Below are 17,842 nucleotides of genomic sequence, written 5' to 3'. Positions count from 1 at the left end.
AAGGAAACGTAGGGCTCTGTGTGAAGCGATACGCAAGGCTGAAACTAGCCAATGCTTAGTACGCGTCTAGGTCCAGCGTTGTTCCAGCTAGAGACGCCAGTCAGATTGTAATAAAGCATTGTCTAATGCTTGGCTAGTTGCGCCACGCAAAGTTTGCAGAAAAATGATGCGGAGGGTGAGAGGGCTGAAAGATTGGGCAGAAGAATGAGTTTTGATGTGTGTTGTTTTGTTCGAGAATGCTGACAGCTAAATAGCCGGAAACTATCCGGCTAGCTTGGAATGTTCTTGGTGGGCGATAATGTCGATATTGTTATGCGTCCACGTATGCTGTGCATTCTATTTCGACTTTTGCTCCGGCTACTAGATTAGATGCCTCAAAAGTTGTGCGAGCGGGGAAACGTCCCTCCTTGAAGTAACTGGCATAGACGCGGTTCATTTCGGAAAAATTTTGAATGTCGGCGAGAATAACGTTGCACCGAACAACTTGGTTGAGTGACGAGTTATTCTGAGTGAGCGTTGATTGGATGTTGTCCATGATTGTTGCCGTTTGGGCTGCCGTGGATTTTAATGGCGCGCCGTTGTTCTCGGTAGCGAGTGCACCAGAGAGAAAAAGTAGATTCCCTGCTCGGACTAAAGTTGAAAAGGGTAGGGTGCCATCGCTCGCAACATAGTTCAGTGATGCACCTTCAGATGTAGTCTGATCGGCATTGCACAGCGAACTTGCCATCACAAAAGCCGATGCAATAGTAAGCTGAGTTGTGTTACGAAAAAAATTGTACATAACGATACCTTCTCATAGATGAGGTCGCGTGGCGGCTGCTAAGCGAAGCCTTTCATTACATTACTTGCATTTTTATGTGCAGTGTTTAGCTGGGGCTGGACAACGCCTTCAGCAGGACCTTGTGAAATTTTTCAGGCTCTTGCAGTTGAGGGGAGTGGCCAAGCTCGGGAAACTCGATGAGTTTTGATCCTGTAATTTGTTTGGCGGCGGACTTTGCGAGCAACGGATAATTTCCTAGACGGGCGGCAACCTCTGGTGCTGCTCGGCCCGCACCCAATGCTGTACGGTCACGCCCGCCGATCAGTAAAAAGGTACGGGCCGATATGCGTCCCAGCTCGTAGAGTATGGGCTGACTGAAAAGCATTTCCGAGGTTTGGGCTTGATTGTAGGCGTATTGTTGTCCGCCTGGTCCTGCGCGAAGTCCTACTTGCATAGTAACCCAGCGGTCATAGTCATCCTTCCATTCGCCCCCATAGAAGAAGCGCTGTTGATAAGCTTTAATGGATTGAGTATTTTCTTGTAGTTCTCCTTGGTAGAGTTGGTCAACTGTTGCGTAGGGAACACCCTCGGCTTGCCAGTCCTCGAGCCCAATAGGATTGACAAGAAAAAGCTGTTCCACCTTCTCAGCGTATTGGATCGAATAACGTGCCGCTAGCATACCTCCCATTGAGTGCCCGCCAAGAATAACGTTCTCTATTCCAAGCGAGGCGAGCAAAGAATCGGTGTTCGCAGCGAGCTGTCCTAGGCTAAATTGATATCCCTCAGGCTTGCTTGAGGCGCAGAAGCCAACCTGGTCTGGGGTGATGACTCGATAACCCGCGTCCGCCAAGGACGCGATGGTCTTCTCCCAAGTGACACCGCAAAAATTCTTACCATGCAAAAGGGCGACCGTTTTGCCATTTGCGTCGTGAGTAGGCATGACGTCCATATACGCCATTTCAAGTCGCTGCCCTTGTGACTCAAATTTATAATGCTTCATTTCGTATGGGTATGAGAAGCCCTCAAGTCTCGGGCCATAGTTGGCAGCATCGGCCAAAGTGGAGGATGTCTTGACGGCTATTAAAATTGTCGTGATGGTAACTAAATTTTTTCTCATGTGGTTGTACCTCTTTAGTATTAACCAGGGAATGCATCGCATATTCAACTCTGCACGCCTTGCGGACCGTAAAAGATGTTGGTTCGAATGTCTATGTGGTGTTTTCTTAATTTGCTTAGGCTTAAGGTCTGGATAAGGGGCGTAATCCTCGTCTGCGGGGCTTTTACGGTATTCATAAAATTCGTATCAAAATGTTAATATGTATTGTGTCGAAAAATTAACCATTGCGGATTTTTCGATCGCCGATATTCAGCTAGGCGGCCTGGATGTCGGGTAAGTAAGTGATGATGAAGGGAATATTTGAATGTCCTTCCACTCTTGGGAATTTTCCTACAGGCTTTTGGGAGGCCGGTGCTCCTGATTTCTTCCCCGGTTTGTAAAGATTATCGTCTTGACCCAAAGGCGCCGGCAGACAACAGATGACTTCATTGCGTGTTCTCGTTTTAGACAATCATTCTTTACAGCGCAATAGAATGGTTAGTGCGTTACAGTGTTCGGGGGTATCCGACATTCTGCTGGCCAGTAGCGGCAAGCAGGCGCTGGCGTCGATGCAGCGGCAGGGAGGCGTCGACATTGTCCTGTTTGACCTGATCGGCCAGCAGATGGATTGCCTGGATTTTCTCAACTGTGCCAAGCGACTTTCCTTAGTTCAGGTCATTATTATTTATTGCGAGTTTCTACCGCAACTCAGGCGGGCTATCGAGCATATGGTTTCCTTCTCAGGCCTTAAATTACTGGGTATATTGAGTACGCCGATACATGTGGAGTCGCTGCAAAAAATCTTGTTGCACTTCAAGTGCGGCTACTTACAGGATGTGCATATTCCGGTGCCCGCCAAGACATTGCCGAGTGAGAGTGATATTCGTCGTGGCTTGGCCTTGGGAGAGTTTTGTGCGTTTTACCAGCCTAAACTCATGCTGGCCGACAGCAGGGTGGCGGGCGTTGAGGTGCTGGCGTGTTGGCAGCATCCGGTCCATGGGCTTTTACTGCCCAAGGACTTCCTGGCCGCTGTGCTGGCCTATGACCTGATCGATGAAATGTTCAAACAGTTGCTTGAAAAAGGCTTGGGTTTGCTGAGAATACTGGATCGGGAAGAACATCCGCTGGAATTGTCTTTCAACCTCCATGCGTCGCAACTGGAGGGTTCGGCGCTGATCGAACACATCCGCCAGGCATTGCTTTTCCATAACCTGCCCGGAGCAAAGTTGACGTTTGAACTGGCGGAGAACGGTTTGCTCGAAATGTCGCCGGATGTTCAAGAGAACTTGCTATGCTTACGCATGATGGGGGGCGGGCTTTCAATCGATGATTTCGGCGTGGGGTTCTCTTCACTCAAGTCGCTTTGCCAATTCGCCTTCACGGAAATCAAGTTGGATGGCGAGTTTGTCCGGTGTCTCCATGAGCCCCGAAGCCGGGCGGTCATCAGTACCACCATCGCCTTGGCCCGATCATTGAACATGAAGCTGATCATCGAAGGCGTCAGCGAGGAGAAAGAACACCAAGCGCTGATCGCAATGGGCTGTGTGCTGGGGCAGGGCTTTTATTATGCCAAGCCAATGTCATCCCATGAATTGCTGCTCTGGTTGCAGAGTCCGGCTCTTCTCTTGCGCAGGCCCTGAGCCAGAGTTGTGCGAACTTATCTATACAAAGGACTTCCTTTCGTAAAAAAGGTGAGGGCTGGTGCACGGTAAATAGAAATTTATCGGGCAGCTATTCACGCCGACTCGGCGTCGGTCTATCTTGTCTGATTATTTGCCTGCAAACGGCTTTTTACTTCGCTGGTTGTTATCAAGTCATTGATTTTAGAGGTTTCAAATGCTGAAGGCCATAGTCGTCGATGATCACCCGTTCATTCGTTCTGCGGTGAAAGCCATTCTGAAGCAAGAACAGTATGAAATCGTCGCCGAAGCGGATAATGGTGCCGAGGCCGTGCAACTGGTACGCGAGCATGTGCCGGACCTGGTGCTGATGGACATTGCGATGCCTGGTGTCGACGGTTTGGACGCCCTGGGCCGGATTGCCGATTTGAAACTGCCGGTCAAGATCCTGGTCCTGACATCCTTGTTGCCAGTGTTCTTTTCCATGCGGTGCATGAGGGCCGGGGCGGCGGGTTACGTGTCGAAAGCCGATGACCAAGATGAGTTGGTCAAGGCGATCAACGCCATCAAGTCCGGCTACACGTTTTTTCCCGATCTTACCGTCAATACGGTTTGCCGCGACGACGCCCAAGCGTCGGAGCAAGCGCTGATCCAGAAGTTATCCGACCGTGAATTGTCGATCCTGCAGCAGCTCGCCAGGGGCTTATCCAACAAACAGATTGACGAGGAAATGCTGTTGAGCAACAAGACCATTAGTACCTATAAGGCCCGCCTGATCGAAAAACTGAACTTGAAGTCACTGGTACACCTGTCGGACATGGCCAAACGTAATAGCTTGATCTGATGCGCGGCTGTTTGAGGTTTTCCCTTTTTTGGTTCTTTGCCCTGTGGACAGCTTTCTGCCTGGCGCAAGCCAAGACGCAAGCCGAGGATTTTCAGCTGTTCGGGCGTTCGACTGTCGATGATTATGAAGTTGAATTGGATGAGTCGGACTGGACCTGGCTGCGAAACAAGGCTGTTTTGACCCTGGGCATTTCAACACCCGACTACCCACCGTTCGACCTGACCACCAATGGGCATGACTACGAAGGGCTCACCGCCGATTACGCCGGGCTGATCGCTCAGCTTCTGCATGTCCAGGTGCGTATTCGTCACTTCGATTCAAGATCGGAGCTCATCCAGGCCTTGAGGAATCGCGAGATTGATTTCCTGGGTACCGCCAATTCCTTTGAGGCGAAGGAACCGGACGTGGCGATGTCCACAGCTTACGCCGAAGACCAACCGATGCTCGTCATGCGCAACGATGACAAGGCGTCGGCGACCACGGATCTGGCAGACAAGCGAATCGCCATGCTTTATCACTATTTGCCTTCGCAGGATGTCCATGAGTTTTACCCCGGCGCCCACTTGATGCTTTATCCCTCGACATTGAGCGCAATCAGCGCCGTGGCATTCGGTCAGGCTGACGTTTACCTGGGAGATGTCATTAGCGCCAACTACCTGATCGAAATGAATTACCTGAACAACATCCACCTGTCGGATTTTTCCGGCATGGAAGGTGGTCGCTTCGCCTTTGCTTTGTGTTTGGAAGATGAGCGTCTGCTGCGCATCATCAACAAGACGCTGGATTCCATTCCCCTGGGCGAGCGCATGAATATCCTGCGCCGATGGGGCGCGACGGAAGTGAATATCCCAGGGCGCCACCGCCTGCATTTGAACGCCAAGGAACAGCGTTGGATCGAGCAGCATCCCCGCATCAAAGTCACGGCCATGGAGAATTTTCTGCCGCTCTCGTTCTTTGATGAGAATGGCCGGTTTCGCGGGGTCAGTGCCGATGTCCTGGCCAAGATCAGCGCACGGACGGGCCTGCAATTCGATGTCGAGCGCAATAATTCCGTGGTCAGGCAAGTGGATGACGTCCAGATCGGCAAAGCGGATCTTATCGCCGGCATGACGCCCAGCACCGAACGCGAAAACAAGGTGCGCTTTACCCGGCCCTACCTGTCGACGCCGTTTATCCTGGTAAACCGGGTGGGTGCGGATAGCTCGGAAACGTTGAGCGATCTGGCTGGCAAGCGGGTTGCGCTGGTGCAGGGGATCCTGTCCCAGGATTACCTTCGCAGCAACTTTCCAGAAGTGAACCTGCTGTTAGTCGATAACAATGACCAGGCAATGGCAATGGTGCTCAAGCGTGAGGCTGAGGCGGCCATCAAGACCTTGATCAGTGCTCGCTATACCATCGCACGGCATTACCAGGGGCGTTTGCAAATGACCAGCGCTGTGGGGGCCGAGCCGGCTAGGGTGGCCTTTGCCACCAATCGGGGCGCATGGAGCTGTACTCGATCCTGGATAAAGCCTTGCTGAGCATCTCCCCGGAGGAAACGGCCGAAATCATCAATCGCTGGCGCAACGATGTGGTGGTGAACGACAGTTATTGGCTACGTAACCGCGAAGCCATCGTTCAGGGCTTTGCGATTGCCGGTGCGTTGTTGCTGGTGGCTTTTGTCTGGATCGCCTACCTGGCCCAATTGATCCGTCGGCGAAAAGAGGCGGAGCGGGCACTCAGCAATCAGCTGGAATTCATGCGCGTTTTGATCGACGGTACCCCCCACCCCATCTATGTCCTGGATCGGGAAGGGCGCCTGCTGATCTGCAACAGTGGTTACCTTGATGCGGTTGGGCTGCCTCAAGAAGAGGCGTTGGGTCGATGGGCGGCTGAGAGCATGTTTGCCGACCCGTCAGAGGCGAGGGCCTACCACGCGGAATATCTTCACGTCATGGCAGAAGGCGTGGCTCGCACCGAAGACCGCGAGTGGACCCTGGCGGACGGTCGTTTGTTGACGATTTACCACTGGATGCTGCCGTACCGGGACAGCGATGATGCGATTATCGGCATGATTGCCGGCTGGATCGATGTCAGCGAGCGCCAGCAACTGTTGGGGATGGTCCAAGAGGCGAATCGGGCCAAGACGACGTTCCTGGCGACCATGAGCCATGAGATTCGTACTCCGATGAACGCTGTCATCGGCATGCTCGAACTCGCGCTGAAAAAGGCCGACCAAGGAGTGCTCGATCGTTTCGCGATCGAGGTGGCCTCCGGCGCCGCCCACGGTTTGCTGGACCTGATCGGCGACATTCTCGACATCGCACGGATCGAGTCGGGTAAATTATCCCTGGCCCCGGAGCGGGTGAATCTGCGGGAACTACTCAAGTCCCTGGGCTGCATTTTTGACGGGCTCGCGCAGCAGAAACACTTGCAATTGATCGTGGATCTGGATGCTAGGACCGATTGTGATGTGTTGATCGATCCGTTGCGCTTCAAGCAGGTCATTTCCAATCTGCTGAGCAATGCGATCAAGTTCACCGATGAAGGTGAGGTTAGCCTGATCGCTGAGGTGCTGCCGGGCAGCACCGAAGAACAGTTGTACGTTCGACTGCGCATAAAGGACTCCGGAACGGGTATTTCCGAAGAAGACCAGCAGCAGTTGTTCAACCTTTTCAGCCAGGCCAGCAACAACAACCAGTCGGCCCGCAGTGGTTCGGGGTTGGGGTTGATGATCAGTCGAACGCTGTGCGAGATGATGGGGGGGGGCAACTGCAGTTGCACAGCGTCCTGGATGAGGGCACGCAAATCGAGGTGCTGCTGCAACTGCCGGTGTTGGAGTCCGTTCAGGTCGAGCAAGCGCTTGTCGTCGAGGAGTCCTCTGGCAGCACACCCTGACAATTCTGGTGGTCGACGACTACCCTGCCAATCGGCTGTTGCTGTCCAAGCAGTTGGGCTATCTCGGGCACAAGGCCGTTGAGGCGCAGGATGGCGCCCACGGCTTGCACGCCTAGCGCGGCAGGCATTTCGATGTCGTCGTCACCGACTGCAATATGCCGATCATGAACGGCTATGCACTTGCCCGCGCGATCCGTGACGAAGAGGCGGAACGACAAACCCCTCGGTGCCTGATCATCGGTTTCACCGCCAACGCCCAGCCCGACGAAAGAGACCGGTGTCTCGCTGCGGGTATGGATGATTGCCTGTTCAAGCCCATCAGCTTGAAAGAGTTGAGTGGGCGTTTGGATCGGATCGCCTCCCAAGAAACGGTTACCTTTCTGGATCAGTCTGCGCCGGAGCAAACGAGCGGCATCGACCTGGGCAGTATCGAGCAGCTGGTCCGTGGTGATGAAGTGGTAATGCAAGCTTTGGTGAATGATTTGGCGGTCAGCAACCAACAAGACCTGGACAGCCTGCCAGGGCGCGTGTTTGACCAGGATCTGCCGGCTCTGTTGAATCTGGCGCACAAAATAAAAGGCGGCGCACGCATCGTCAAAGCCTGGCGGTTGATCGCCGCTTGCGAGCAAATGGAAGCCGTTTGTGAAGCCGGCGACCTGCATTTGCTCGGCGAAGTGGGCGCCGCGTTGCAGTTGCAAATGGCTGCGCTGGCCGATGCCCTGAGGCTTTATGCCGACAGGGCTAAGCGCTAACGCCTCGAAAAAACAGAGCCGTTGTCGTTTCGCTCTGGTTCTCCCATTCCTTGGGAAGTTTCCTACATGCTTTGCGGAGTTTTCACCTGTGTGGCGCAGCGGAGGGTTGCGACCATAGTCGTGGACTCTCGTTATCGTGTTCTCCACTTTTCGGTGATAACAATGATTAACAAAGCAATGCGAATATTGATTGTTGATAATAACTCCGGACGATTGCTGCAAATAGAGCGGCTGTTTAATCGGCGGGGCTATTACCGGATAGCGCCGATCAAATGTTTGAATGAATTGTGTTTGTTGGCCGACTGTCATCGATGATGATTTTTATTGGGTGATAATGAATAGAACGTTGATCAGGCAGGAAAACTTTAATTTAAGTGCTTTCTGTCGGGCAAGACCAAATGCTCTTCGTGTTCTTGTTTATTGAGCGCTTTAATAAATCGCGGCGGTGACTTTTTGGCTAGTGCCAGTGTTATGTCCTATAATGAAACATTTAGGTTTATTTGCTCATGTCTATTTCGTCATTGCGTATCATCGTTTTGGAGAACCATTCTTTTCAACGAATAGTGACCGTAAGATTGTTGCAGCGATTGGGCTGTCAAGAAGTTTTTCAAGCAGTCGACGGTGCAGAGGCGTTGAAACTCCTAAAACAAGTGGGTGCGGTAGATATCGTTCTGTGTGATTTTTGCATAGACAGTACGGATAGCCTGGGGTTTCTACAGGCGACGGGTCCTTTGAGGCTCGTCCGCTCAGTGATACTCCTTAGTTCATTGCCGACCAATCTGCGGTGTACGGTAAGCAAGATCATTCAACTTTTAGGGCTGGAGTTTCTAGGTGATATTGAAAGTATTGCGAAGTATGAGACGCTGGAGCAACTGCTAAAGAAAGCTGTCGCCACGCCTGGCACACAAAACAACGTGCAGGAGCCGATTCAGGTCCTCAGTGAAGCCAGGGTTCTGCAGGCATTTGCTGCCAATGAGCTTTGCCCTTATTTTCAACCCAAGTTTCTGCTTGAAACGGGGGAAATGACCGGTGTAGAAATTTTGGCGCGCTGGCAGCAGCCTGATGGCAACGTTTTGGGGCCTGCTTATTTTTTTACCGGTGCTGGAGCGTTGCGGTTTGATGGGTGAGTTACTGTTTCGGCAGTTGCGTGAAGGGCTGGCGCTGCAACGCTACCTGAAGACAGGTGGGTACAACCTCAATTTTGCGTTCAATATACAAGCTGAACAGTTACTCAGTACCACGCTCGCCTCACATGTACAGAAATTACTGAAAGATTATGTAGTGTCAGGCTGCGGTTTGACGTTTGAACTGGCCGAAAGCGGTTTGCTGCGCCTGAACGAAGCAAGTCTCGTATGTCTGTATCGTCTAAGGATGATGGGGTGCGGCCTATCCCTCGACAGTTTTGGGACCGGGTGTTCGACACTTCTACGTTTATGTCAGTTACCGTTCAGCGAGATCAAACTGGACGCTCAGTTTGTTCGGTCTGCCATCAATGAACCTCAATGGCGGACGGCGATCAGCAGTACCTTGGTGTTAGGTGAAGCGTTGGGTATACCCGTGGTCGTTGAGGGAGTCGAGACCCAGGAGCAGCAGCTGTTGCTGGGGCTGGGTTGCCGGCATGGGCAGGGCCATTGGTATGCAAGTGCCATGAGCGCTGAAGCGCTAATTCAATGGTTTTGAGTTGATTCAGAACCAGAATCTCACTTGCATAGGCATTCGTCGCCCTCCCCCCGATTAAGCTCGGATATCTGCTTGGTAAGTTGATCTTGGGAAATTTCCTACAAGCCCTACGGAATTCGCGCCTGTGTGGTGGCGTAGGAACCTGCGAAAATCCTCATCGTTCTCTTGAAGAGCAAAAGAAAGTAGGGGGCGCTTTTACAGCGCACCATCTTGAATTGCCTGATGTAAGTAAGTTGCGCGATGCAACGAAAGCAGGCGCCGAATTTATTAACCTGGAAGGTATGTTTAAATGAAGAAGACTATGATCGCTGTTGCATTGCTGGCCGGTTCGACAATGGGCGGTATGGTGAATGCGGCCGACGGTACGATCAACTTTGTCGGTACCATCACTGCGGATGCCTGCACTGTGATCCCAGGTACCGGGAACCAGACCGTCACTATGGGGACCATCAGTCAGGGCGCCTTGCCGAACGTAGGCTCCGTTGCTGCTCCGACCAAATTCAACATTGTGCTGACCAACTGCCCGGCGGCTGTGACTAATGCGAGTGTAAAATTCGACGGCCCTATCGATAGTGATAACAATGCTCTGTTGAAAGTAACAGCTGGCGCCAACGCAGCGACTGGGGTGGCCGTCGGTCTGTATGAGGACGATGCCGCTACCCTGGTTCCGGTAGGCCAAGCCTCTCTCAGCAAGCCGCTGTCCAGCACCGCCGATACCACGTTTGAGTTCTTTGCTAAATACGTTGCTACCGGTCCAGTGGTTGCGTACTGCTAACGCTGTAAGTGATTTCACTATTATGTACAACTAAGAGAGTCGTTCGGGCATTGGGTGTCCAATGCCCGGCGTTTCTCTGGATTTATATTCCCTGAACATATCTACGTAATGACCAGTTAAGGAGATTCCTTGTGCATTGGTTAAAAGCCGTGTGTGTCGCGGGCTGTATCATGGTGACGGCGCCTGGTGCGTGGGCGGGCGTGGTGGTGGGCGGAACTCGAGTAATATATGACGCTTCGAAAAAAGAAACATCCATTTCAGTTAGCAATAAGGATGAAGCCAAGCCTTATCTGATTCAGTCGTGGGTCGATGATGCTTTGGTCGAGGGTCGAAAAGCTCCGTTTGTCATGACTCCGCCACTTTTTCGTCTCGATGCGGGGCAGGAAAATATATTGCGCATCCTCCGTACGGGCGGGCAATTCCCTGAAGATAAAGAATCGGTGTTCTGGGTCAATATCAAAGCGATTCCTACTTCGGATAAAAGCGATACCAATCAGCTTCAAATAGCCGTGAAGAGCCGAATCAAACTGTTTTTCCGTCCGGCAGGTCTGTCTGGCCAAGCCGGCGAGGCTTATAAGTCACTGACATTTTCTCGTAGCGGTGACCAGTTAATTGCCAACAACCCAACGCCCTATCATGTTTCGTTTTACAGCCTCAGTGTTGGCGGAAAAGCTATAAAAGATCCCGGGATGGTTGCGCCTAAAAGTACGTTTGCCTGGACATTGCCCGCGGGTGCCAGCGGCGCCGTAGGTTGGGAAGCCATCAATGATTATGGCGGTATCTCCCCGGCGACCAGCACGCCTCTTTGATGCCGGGCGTGGCACCATCAATATTTGGTTAAGTTTTTATTGGGTCGATTACCTGCGGAATAGAGGTGGCCTGTATTTATTGGATGAAGCGGAGCATATGTATGGGTATTAAAAATTACAGCTTGGCACCGACGTCTGACAAAGGTGTCTGCTCTGGTTTTTTTGCTCCAACTCGTCTGGCAGTCTTGATAGCGTCTCATTGCATCTTGGGGTTCAGTTTGCAGCCTGTCTCGGCGACGGCCCAAGATTACTTCAACCCCCATGCACTCGAGATTGATACAACTGATCAAGCACATATCGATCTTGAACAGTTTTCCAGCCAGGGTGGGCAGATCCCGGGGGCTTATCGAGTCGACATCTATATGAACGACATCCGGGTCAATCAGCGTGATGTGAATTTTGTAAAAGTCGACGGAAAACTGCAGCCGGAAATCTCAGTGCAACAACTGCAAGATATGGGCGTCAAACTCGAAGCTTTTCCGAGTTTGCAGCAGTTACCCGACACGCAGATGATTACGGATCTGCATCACTATATTCCACAGGCCAGCAGTCAATTTAACTTTTCTCAGCAGCGTCTGGATATCAGCATCCCACAAGCTGCACTGACCAGTGAAGCACGGGGTTATGTTGATCCGGACCTGTGGGACAAGGGCTTGACCGCCGGGCTATTGAATTACAGCTTCAGCGGTGCTAACACCTCGCGAGACGGTCGTCCTGGCACGGATGACAGTTATTACCTGAATTTGCGCAGTGGTGTGAACCTGGGAGATTGGCGTCTGCGCAACTATTCGTCGGTCAGTTCCAGTAACGGGCAAAGTAATTGGGAAAATATCAATACGTATGCTCAGCGCGATATCCATTCTTTAAAAGGCCAACTGACCCTGGGCGACAGCTCCACGCCTAATGATGTGTTTAACAGTGTGCAATATCGAGGCGCGCAGTTGGCGTCGGACGATAATATGTTTCCCGACAGCCTCAAAGGCTTTGCGCCCGTGGTGCGGGGTATCGCACAAAGTAATGCCCAGGTCACGGTCCGGCAGAACGGGTACATTATTTACCAGACGTATGTCCCAGCCGGTGATCGGCACAACCTGAGGGGAAGGAATGAGGTAACATTTCGGATAGCGAGCATGACGGATGGCTGCCGGGGGCTTGCATTCTATACCGTGATCCTCAGTGATTGGGCGTGCTCGCGATTGATGCTAACTGACCCACCGCCATCGCGACAAAACGCTCCTAAAGTCGTTGCAGCTTAGCAAATTCGATGACGTCAGCAACAAGACTCGCATTTGGGATTCGGCCTTTTTAATTTTAAAGGTTTCTTTTCCTGAAGCAGGGATAGGTGCACTCTGGGTCGCGGTAGGAACGGCAGTTACCTGCCGCCCCCCGCACAGATCCGTATGTGCGGAACTACCGCATAAAATGTGCTCAGCCACATTTTATACGTAATGTGGCCCAGACATGTTCGCACCGACGCCGAATTGCCCCAGTTGCCGAGATTTCACTGACCCAGTCTGACTCCTCGCGAATCACTGTCTGTGCCGGATTTGTGCAGGTTTAGAGATGGATCCGTCTTGCCTCGGCACGTGGGGCAATTCGGCGTCGGCGTCAACACTTGTCCACACCGGGAGTATTTTTGCCTTTGTTTTCAGACACACGTTTCACGGCTAAAGCTTTGCCGCTAAACGAGTGAGTCAGCAGCCATTGCAAGGCTCTCGCTTTGTTATGCCTGCCGTCTTGTACAGCCTTCACAATACGCGCTTGCGGCCCTTTGACACGTCGTTGTACGGCGATCCAATCAATGCCGTCCCACGACGTGCCGGAAGGTGCACACACCAATGCTGCTGCGTTCATTTGCTCTCCTTCCGTTGAAAGGGTTCCACCTACTCTCGTGTGAAGAAAGACCATGAGGACGTCTGCCCGCTTTCGCGTGAAGTGATGTTTCAACCTCTATCCAACCCATTACAGGATGGCGTTCGCTTTTTCCTCGTTCCTTCGCCCGCACCGCCATGGGCAGTTTTTACAAACGGCTTTCCCTGACGGGAGCGATACGGGATTTCCATTCCGCCTAAGTGCGTCGGGTTAGGTGCCTGCTATCGACCGGGAGGCATGTGGGGCACGAGTGCGTAATCGAAAGACGCAATTCCCACCTCCAGTACCATTTTGGTTCGAGCGTGTAAGCCATTTCCGCTTGTTCAACTTAACGATCGTTGCGCAGATACACATGTGTTCACCATACCGACTATCTAGCCCTGGTCTGGCCATGGCTGCCAGAAGGGTACGCCTCTCACGATTGGTACCCCGCACCTTGCGGTGCCTCGTTCCATTGTCGAAGGCGCTCTTGATTCAGCCTTCTAGATTCACCCGGTGACACGGATGGTTCCCGCTGGGGGAACAACTTCATTAAGCGACTTCGTGTCGCACTTCGCACCAACTATTGTCAATGGGTATCGCCCCGTCGTCGAGGTAGCGCGACAGCGCCGTCCAGCGTTTGAAGCTGTAATCCAGAGCTTTGCTTATCGCCGAGCCGTCGTGCACGATCTGGCACTGGGCGATCATCCAGGCATGCAGAGCATCCATCACCGGTACAGCTTTTTCTTGCCGTATTCGGCGGTGTAAATCCGGTTCAAGGTTACGGGCCTCGCTCTCGATTTCGTAAAGCAACTGGATGTACCGCAAGGCCTGTTCGGCGAGCCGGCTCTTGTTGGTGGCGTGCAGCTCGAAGAACTTTCGCAAACTGGATGACGATGCGTTCACGCGAGTGCGGGTGATCCTGATGAACGGCGTCGAATCCGACGCACTGCGGCTCAAGCATTTCGGCGCGCGTTTCCACAAGGAATTGCAACTACCCTGGCCCAGGTAAGGCGTGCCGAGCAGCATCAGATGACCGCGATAAACTGGCTGCTGTCGGCTGATCATTCGCCCCTTGAAACCACCGTGGCCTACGAACAGGTCGCCATTGAAGTGACTGCCGCTGTCGCCCAGAACGAGCCCGATCCTTATCAGGCGCAGACCTATCGTTTTGGCCTGCTGGAAGATTTCGACTACCTCTATCGTTACTCGGCCATGCTTGATCGGTTGGAAGGCAAAGACGCCAACAACATCCTGCAAGGCTACACGGACATCGTGCCCGGCCGGCCCACCAGCGAGCACCACCATGCCCCCGGCGATGACCTGCGCGACAATTACAAGAAGGAGAACGCCGCGCTGATCACCAAGATCCATGCGGCGCTGATCACCGGTGCGGAATACCAGACCCACGATTACTACATGAACATCGGTCCGCTGTTTGCCGACCCGGTGGCGCGCGCGTTGTATGCCGAAATCGCCTCGGTGGAAGAGCAGCATGTCACCCAATATGGCTCATTGCAGGACCCCAGCGAAACCTTCGTGGAGAAGTGGCTGGTGCATGAGGCGATGGAGGTCTACACCTACGCCAGCTGCGCCGAGCAGGAAGAAAACCCACGGATCAAGGCGATGTGGGAACGCTTCGTCGATTACGAACTGGGGCACTTGAGCCTGGCCTGCGAACTGTTCAAGAAGTACGAGCGACGCGATCCCGCCGAAGTGCTCAGCGGTCAGTTGCCGCGCATGATCGAGTTCAAGAGCCTGCGTGATTTCGTCCGCGAGACCTTGTCCAGCGAAGTCGATCTGCGCGCCCACGGCATCGACTACGTGCCCAAGCAACGTGAAGGCCACGCCTCCCTCGACTACCGCGCCCAGCTCAACAGCGAAGGCGTGCCTGCCAACATCGTCTCCGCCGGCTACACCTTCAAGCCCGGCACCGAAATCAACCCCGTGGGAGAACAGCAATGAGCGAACGCCAAGTCACTATCGGCCTCAATCGTACCGGCGCCCAGATGTCTCCCGAAGACACCGCTCGCCAACTGGAAGCCACCCGACTGTTCCCGGTGGATGTGCCGGGCGATATGAGCGACTACACCGCCGAACGAGAGCGCGCCATCCGCGAGGCCGACCTGATCGGCTCGGTGCCGGCGCCGGGCTCGGTCAAGGGCATGGTCAAGACCGCATTGGACAAAAACCATCGGCAAGGCGCCGGAAGTGCTGCTGGACAAGCTCGGCGAACGCCTGGCCTTTGAACGCACCGGCGTGCGGTTGTATGAAGCGATGGTCGCCAAGGCGACGTCCGCCCCCGGCGCCGATCCGGCGTTGGTCGAGACCTTGCTGCAGATCCAGGCCGAGGAACTCGAGCACGTGAACATCGTGCGCGAAGCCATCGAAACCCTCGGCGGAGACCCGACGGCCATGACGCCTTGCGCGGACGTGGCGGGCGTTAAGGCGATGGGCGTGCTGCAGGTATTGACCGACCCACGCACGACCGTGTCCCAATCCATGAGCGCGATCCTGACCATCGAACGGGAAGGCAACGCGCGTGAGAATTGCTGATCGAACTGGCGAAGGAGGGCGGTCATCCGCTAATCGCCAAGCGCTTCGGCCATGCCCTGGAACAGGAGGAAACGCACCTGGCCACGGTGCGCAACTTCATCAGGCAAGATCTGCTCGCGCAAGTAAGCTGAGCTTGCTTCCACGTAGCTCCACCCCGTCTGGGGTGGACCGCCGGTTCGAACTTTAAAAGGACAACAGCCCATGAGTGAGACCGACCTTGAGATGGAATTGAAAGCCTGGCGGCTGTTGCTCGAGGACGATGCGTATCGCCTGGACTTTCCCAAGGATTATCGCAACAAACACGCTGATTCGGCGCGCCGATGAGTTGGTGTTGCAACAATTTATCAGCCTGGAGGATTGGCAACTGCTCAAGGATGCGGCCGACCAGGCTTATCAACTGACGGTGGAAATGCTGGCGCGCAATCAGCGCGATTGTCTCAATCTAGCCTCGTTGTGCCTGCTTGGGAAGGGAGGGACGGGGGAGCGAAAGGAATGCGTAGGGTCGTCTATCCTCGTTCAACGTATGAAAAAGTGAGCGGCTAAGGCTCGGTGTGAGGGGGCGTCGTGGGCGCCAATCAGGCGCAAATGTAACTGCTGATATGCATGGCATTCGCGGCGCGGACGATGCAATCGTGACCTCCGAGCTAGCCGGATTTCGCCGATGGGTTCTGGATCATTTGACAGGATGATTGTCCAGAGCCAAGGCACCCGTCCTATTGGCTATGGGTCGCATGAGTTGGCGCAGCCCGGCATCACTCCTCTTGGCCTTGATACTCCCCAAAAACAAGTCCATAATTGAGTCTTTTCCTGCTTCGGCAAGAAAGGAAACCTCTTAGATTTCAATGGGTCGGACATCAGATGCGAGTCTCGTTTTCCACTCCATCACTTAATGTCTGCTCTGTATCTCAATCTGAGGTCACGTGCGCAGCGTTTTGCCGCAACTGGTCTAGGTAGTTTGCCCATTGTTGCGCCGCCTCTCGGCGTTGCACTAGTAATTGTGCGCGGGCATACACAGCCCCCAGTGCACCTGGCATCCGGTGAGATAACGACAATTCGAGTACGATTGGATCAATACCCAAGTGCTCGTGTGCGATGGTCCGGTAGGTGGCGCGAAAGCCGTGCGCGGTGATGTCGTACTCCGGCCAAATACGCTGAAAGGACTTGAGCATTGAGGTTGGATTGATGGGGCGACCAGGGTAAACCGGCGACACGAACACCCAACCTTTGCCTTCTTTATCCACCACGCGGGTTTTATGAAGCTCGCGTAACAAAACCAAGGCTTGCTCAGGTAACGGCACGATGTGTTTACTCTTGTCCAAATGCTTGGTCTTGCTCACCACATAGCGCCAATCGGCGCCCACCAAGTCGACATCTTCCCAGCGCATCTGCACCAGTTCGCCTGGGCGGACCGGCAACATGACCAGCAAGCGCATTGCGGCGGTAACGCTGCCGTCGTTGAAGTCATCCAGTCGCAGCAAAAAACTGCCCAGGTCGGCCGGCCTTTCGATCGCTGGGTTGCTGGTCACGACATGGCGGATCTTCAACTCCTCAATGTTGCTGAGCGCCACGTTGCGCTCCACCCAGCCGCGCCCTTCGGCAAAGCCCAGGACGGCACGGATGATCGTGCGCACGCGCCGCGCCATGGCCATGATGCGCTGGCGGCGCAGCTCGGTGATGATCGTGGTGATGTGCTCCAGTTTGATCTCGCTGACGGGTTTTTTGCCAATGGCAGGCAAGATGTGGTTGTTAAGCGCTCCGCTAAACCCTGAGATTGATTTAGTCACCAGTTCGGCAGATTTGAATTCTAACCATTGCTCGGCCACGTACGCGAAGGTGCGCTCTTCATTGAGCAACTGTGCCTCGATCTTGGCGGTCTTTGCCTTTAGCGGGGCGGTGTGGTTAGCCACATCGCGGCGTGCGCCGCGGGCAATGTCGCGCGCTTCTTTCAGGCCGATGTCGGGATAAGCACCGATGGAAAAGCGGTTTTCCTTGCCATGCAGCCGATACTTCAAACGCCAGAACTTGGATGGAGATTTTCCGACCTTGCTCGACGCCCTCACCTCTAGGTAGAGCCCAGGGACTTCACCGTCGGCGTGTTTGCCGGGTTCGGTCAACGAACGTATCAATGCATCGCTGAGTTTTCGTTTGAAAACAACCGCATTATCTGGGGGCATCGGTGGGGGCATCCTTTTTAAGGAACCGAAATTTGCCCCCAATTATGCC

The 17,842-nt window shown here is 53.7% G+C and carries 13 protein-coding genes and 4 pseudogenes; 12 read left to right on the top strand and 5 right to left on the bottom strand.

What is annotated here, in order from left to right; translation table 11 throughout:
* Nucleotides 1–310: 310 nt before the first annotated feature.
* Both DK870_RS05095 and DK870_RS05090 read right to left on the bottom strand, forming a co-directional pair.
* Nucleotides 311–781: a RidA family protein gene (locus DK870_RS05095; protein ID WP_161548150.1), complete on the bottom strand. Its 471-nt coding sequence runs from the start codon at nt 779–781 to the stop codon at nt 311–313.
* An 85-nt stretch (nt 782–866) separates the two neighbouring features.
* The gene (locus tag DK870_RS05090) at nt 867–1,877 is read right to left on the bottom strand and encodes an alpha/beta fold hydrolase (RefSeq protein ID WP_161548149.1); all 1,011 of its coding nucleotides are present in this window, start codon (nt 1,875–1,877) and stop codon (nt 867–869) included.
* Between the two features lie 419 nt (nt 1,878–2,296).
* Here DK870_RS05090 and DK870_RS05085 point away from each other — a divergent pair, with 419 nt between their 5' ends.
* The 8 genes and pseudogenes from DK870_RS05085 to DK870_RS05040 all read left to right on the top strand — a co-directional run bounded on the left by DK870_RS05085 (nt 2,297) and on the right by DK870_RS05040 (nt 12,468).
* Entirely contained in the window at nt 2,297–3,496 is a 1,200-nt protein-coding gene (locus DK870_RS05085) for an EAL domain-containing protein (RefSeq protein WP_161548148.1), read from the top strand.
* A 196-nt stretch (nt 3,497–3,692) separates the two neighbouring features.
* Entirely contained in the window at nt 3,693–4,319 is a 627-nt protein-coding gene (locus tag DK870_RS05080) for a response regulator transcription factor (RefSeq protein WP_161548147.1), read from the top strand.
* Nucleotides 4,319–7,948, top strand: a pseudogene (locus tag DK870_RS29605) (transporter substrate-binding domain-containing protein). The gene DK870_RS05080 and the pseudogene DK870_RS29605 overlap by 1 nt, the downstream one beginning before the upstream one ends.
* Nucleotides 7,949–8,454: 506 nt before the next feature.
* Nucleotides 8,455–9,075: an EAL domain-containing protein gene (locus DK870_RS05060; protein WP_161548145.1), complete on the top strand. Its 621-nt coding sequence runs from the start codon at nt 8,455–8,457 to the stop codon at nt 9,073–9,075.
* The gene (locus DK870_RS05055; protein ID WP_161548144.1) at nt 9,068–9,628 is read left to right on the top strand and encodes an EAL domain-containing protein; all 561 of its coding nucleotides are present in this window, start codon (nt 9,068–9,070) and stop codon (nt 9,626–9,628) included. Before DK870_RS05060 ends, DK870_RS05055 begins: the two co-directional genes overlap by 8 nt.
* 289 nt (nt 9,629–9,917) lie before the next feature.
* Nucleotides 9,918–10,403 (top strand): fimbrial protein, encoded by a 486-nt coding sequence (locus DK870_RS05050; RefSeq protein WP_161548143.1) that lies wholly within the window; start codon nt 9,918–9,920, stop codon nt 10,401–10,403.
* A gap of 131 nt (nt 10,404–10,534) precedes the next feature.
* Nucleotides 10,535–11,212 carry a molecular chaperone gene (locus tag DK870_RS05045; RefSeq protein WP_372241653.1) on the top strand — a complete coding sequence of 226 codons (678 nt, stop codon included), beginning with the start codon at nt 10,535–10,537 and terminating at the stop codon, nt 11,210–11,212.
* 101 nt (nt 11,213–11,313) lie between these two features.
* Nucleotides 11,314–12,468 carry a fimbria/pilus outer membrane usher protein gene (locus DK870_RS05040; RefSeq protein WP_161548142.1) on the top strand — a complete coding sequence of 385 codons (1,155 nt, stop codon included), beginning with the start codon at nt 11,314–11,316 and terminating at the stop codon, nt 12,466–12,468.
* 352 nt (nt 12,469–12,820) lie between these two features.
* Here the strand turns inward: DK870_RS05040 and DK870_RS05035 are convergent, their stop codons facing one another.
* On the bottom strand, nt 12,821–13,066 hold the full coding sequence (locus DK870_RS05035; RefSeq protein WP_256679809.1) for a reverse transcriptase N-terminal domain-containing protein: 246 nt from the start codon (nt 13,064–13,066) through the stop codon (nt 12,821–12,823).
* A gap of 570 nt (nt 13,067–13,636) precedes the next feature.
* Nucleotides 13,637–13,948, bottom strand: a pseudogene (locus DK870_RS05030) (transposase); the annotation flags it as partial.
* Between DK870_RS05030 and DK870_RS05025 the strand changes: the two are divergent.
* From DK870_RS05025 to DK870_RS29330, 4 genes and pseudogenes are all read left to right on the top strand, one after another.
* Nucleotides 13,941–15,028 (top strand): annotated as a pseudogene (locus DK870_RS05025) (hypothetical protein); the annotation flags it as partial. The pseudogenes DK870_RS05030 and DK870_RS05025 sit on opposite strands and share 8 nt — an antisense overlap.
* A pseudogene (locus DK870_RS05020) lies at nt 15,025–15,750 on the top strand (ferritin-like domain-containing protein). The pseudogenes DK870_RS05025 and DK870_RS05020, both read left to right, overlap by 4 nt.
* A 70-nt stretch (nt 15,751–15,820) precedes the next feature.
* A complete protein-coding gene (locus tag DK870_RS29600; RefSeq protein WP_256679808.1) occupies nt 15,821–15,943 on the top strand; it encodes a hypothetical protein in 123 nt (40 codons plus the stop codon).
* Nucleotides 15,944–15,950: 7 nt separating this feature from the next.
* Nucleotides 15,951–16,154, top strand: a complete 204-nt coding sequence (locus DK870_RS29330; protein ID WP_178126858.1) for a hypothetical protein — start codon at nt 15,951–15,953, stop codon at nt 16,152–16,154.
* A gap of 370 nt (nt 16,155–16,524) precedes the next feature.
* Here the strand turns inward: DK870_RS29330 and DK870_RS05010 are convergent, their stop codons facing one another.
* Nucleotides 16,525–17,793 carry a site-specific integrase gene (locus tag DK870_RS05010; protein ID WP_161548141.1) on the bottom strand — a complete coding sequence of 423 codons (1,269 nt, stop codon included), beginning with the start codon at nt 17,791–17,793 and terminating at the stop codon, nt 16,525–16,527.
* Nucleotides 17,794–17,842 lie beyond the last annotated feature (49 nt).

Origin of the sequence: Pseudomonas sp. Q1 (assembly GCF_009935975.1) — a bacterium.
Taxonomy (GTDB): domain Bacteria; phylum Pseudomonadota; class Gammaproteobacteria; order Pseudomonadales; family Pseudomonadaceae; genus Aquipseudomonas; species Aquipseudomonas palleroniana.
The sequence above is the reverse complement of the archived record's forward strand: the minus strand, read 5'-3'. Positions and strand labels throughout refer to the sequence as shown.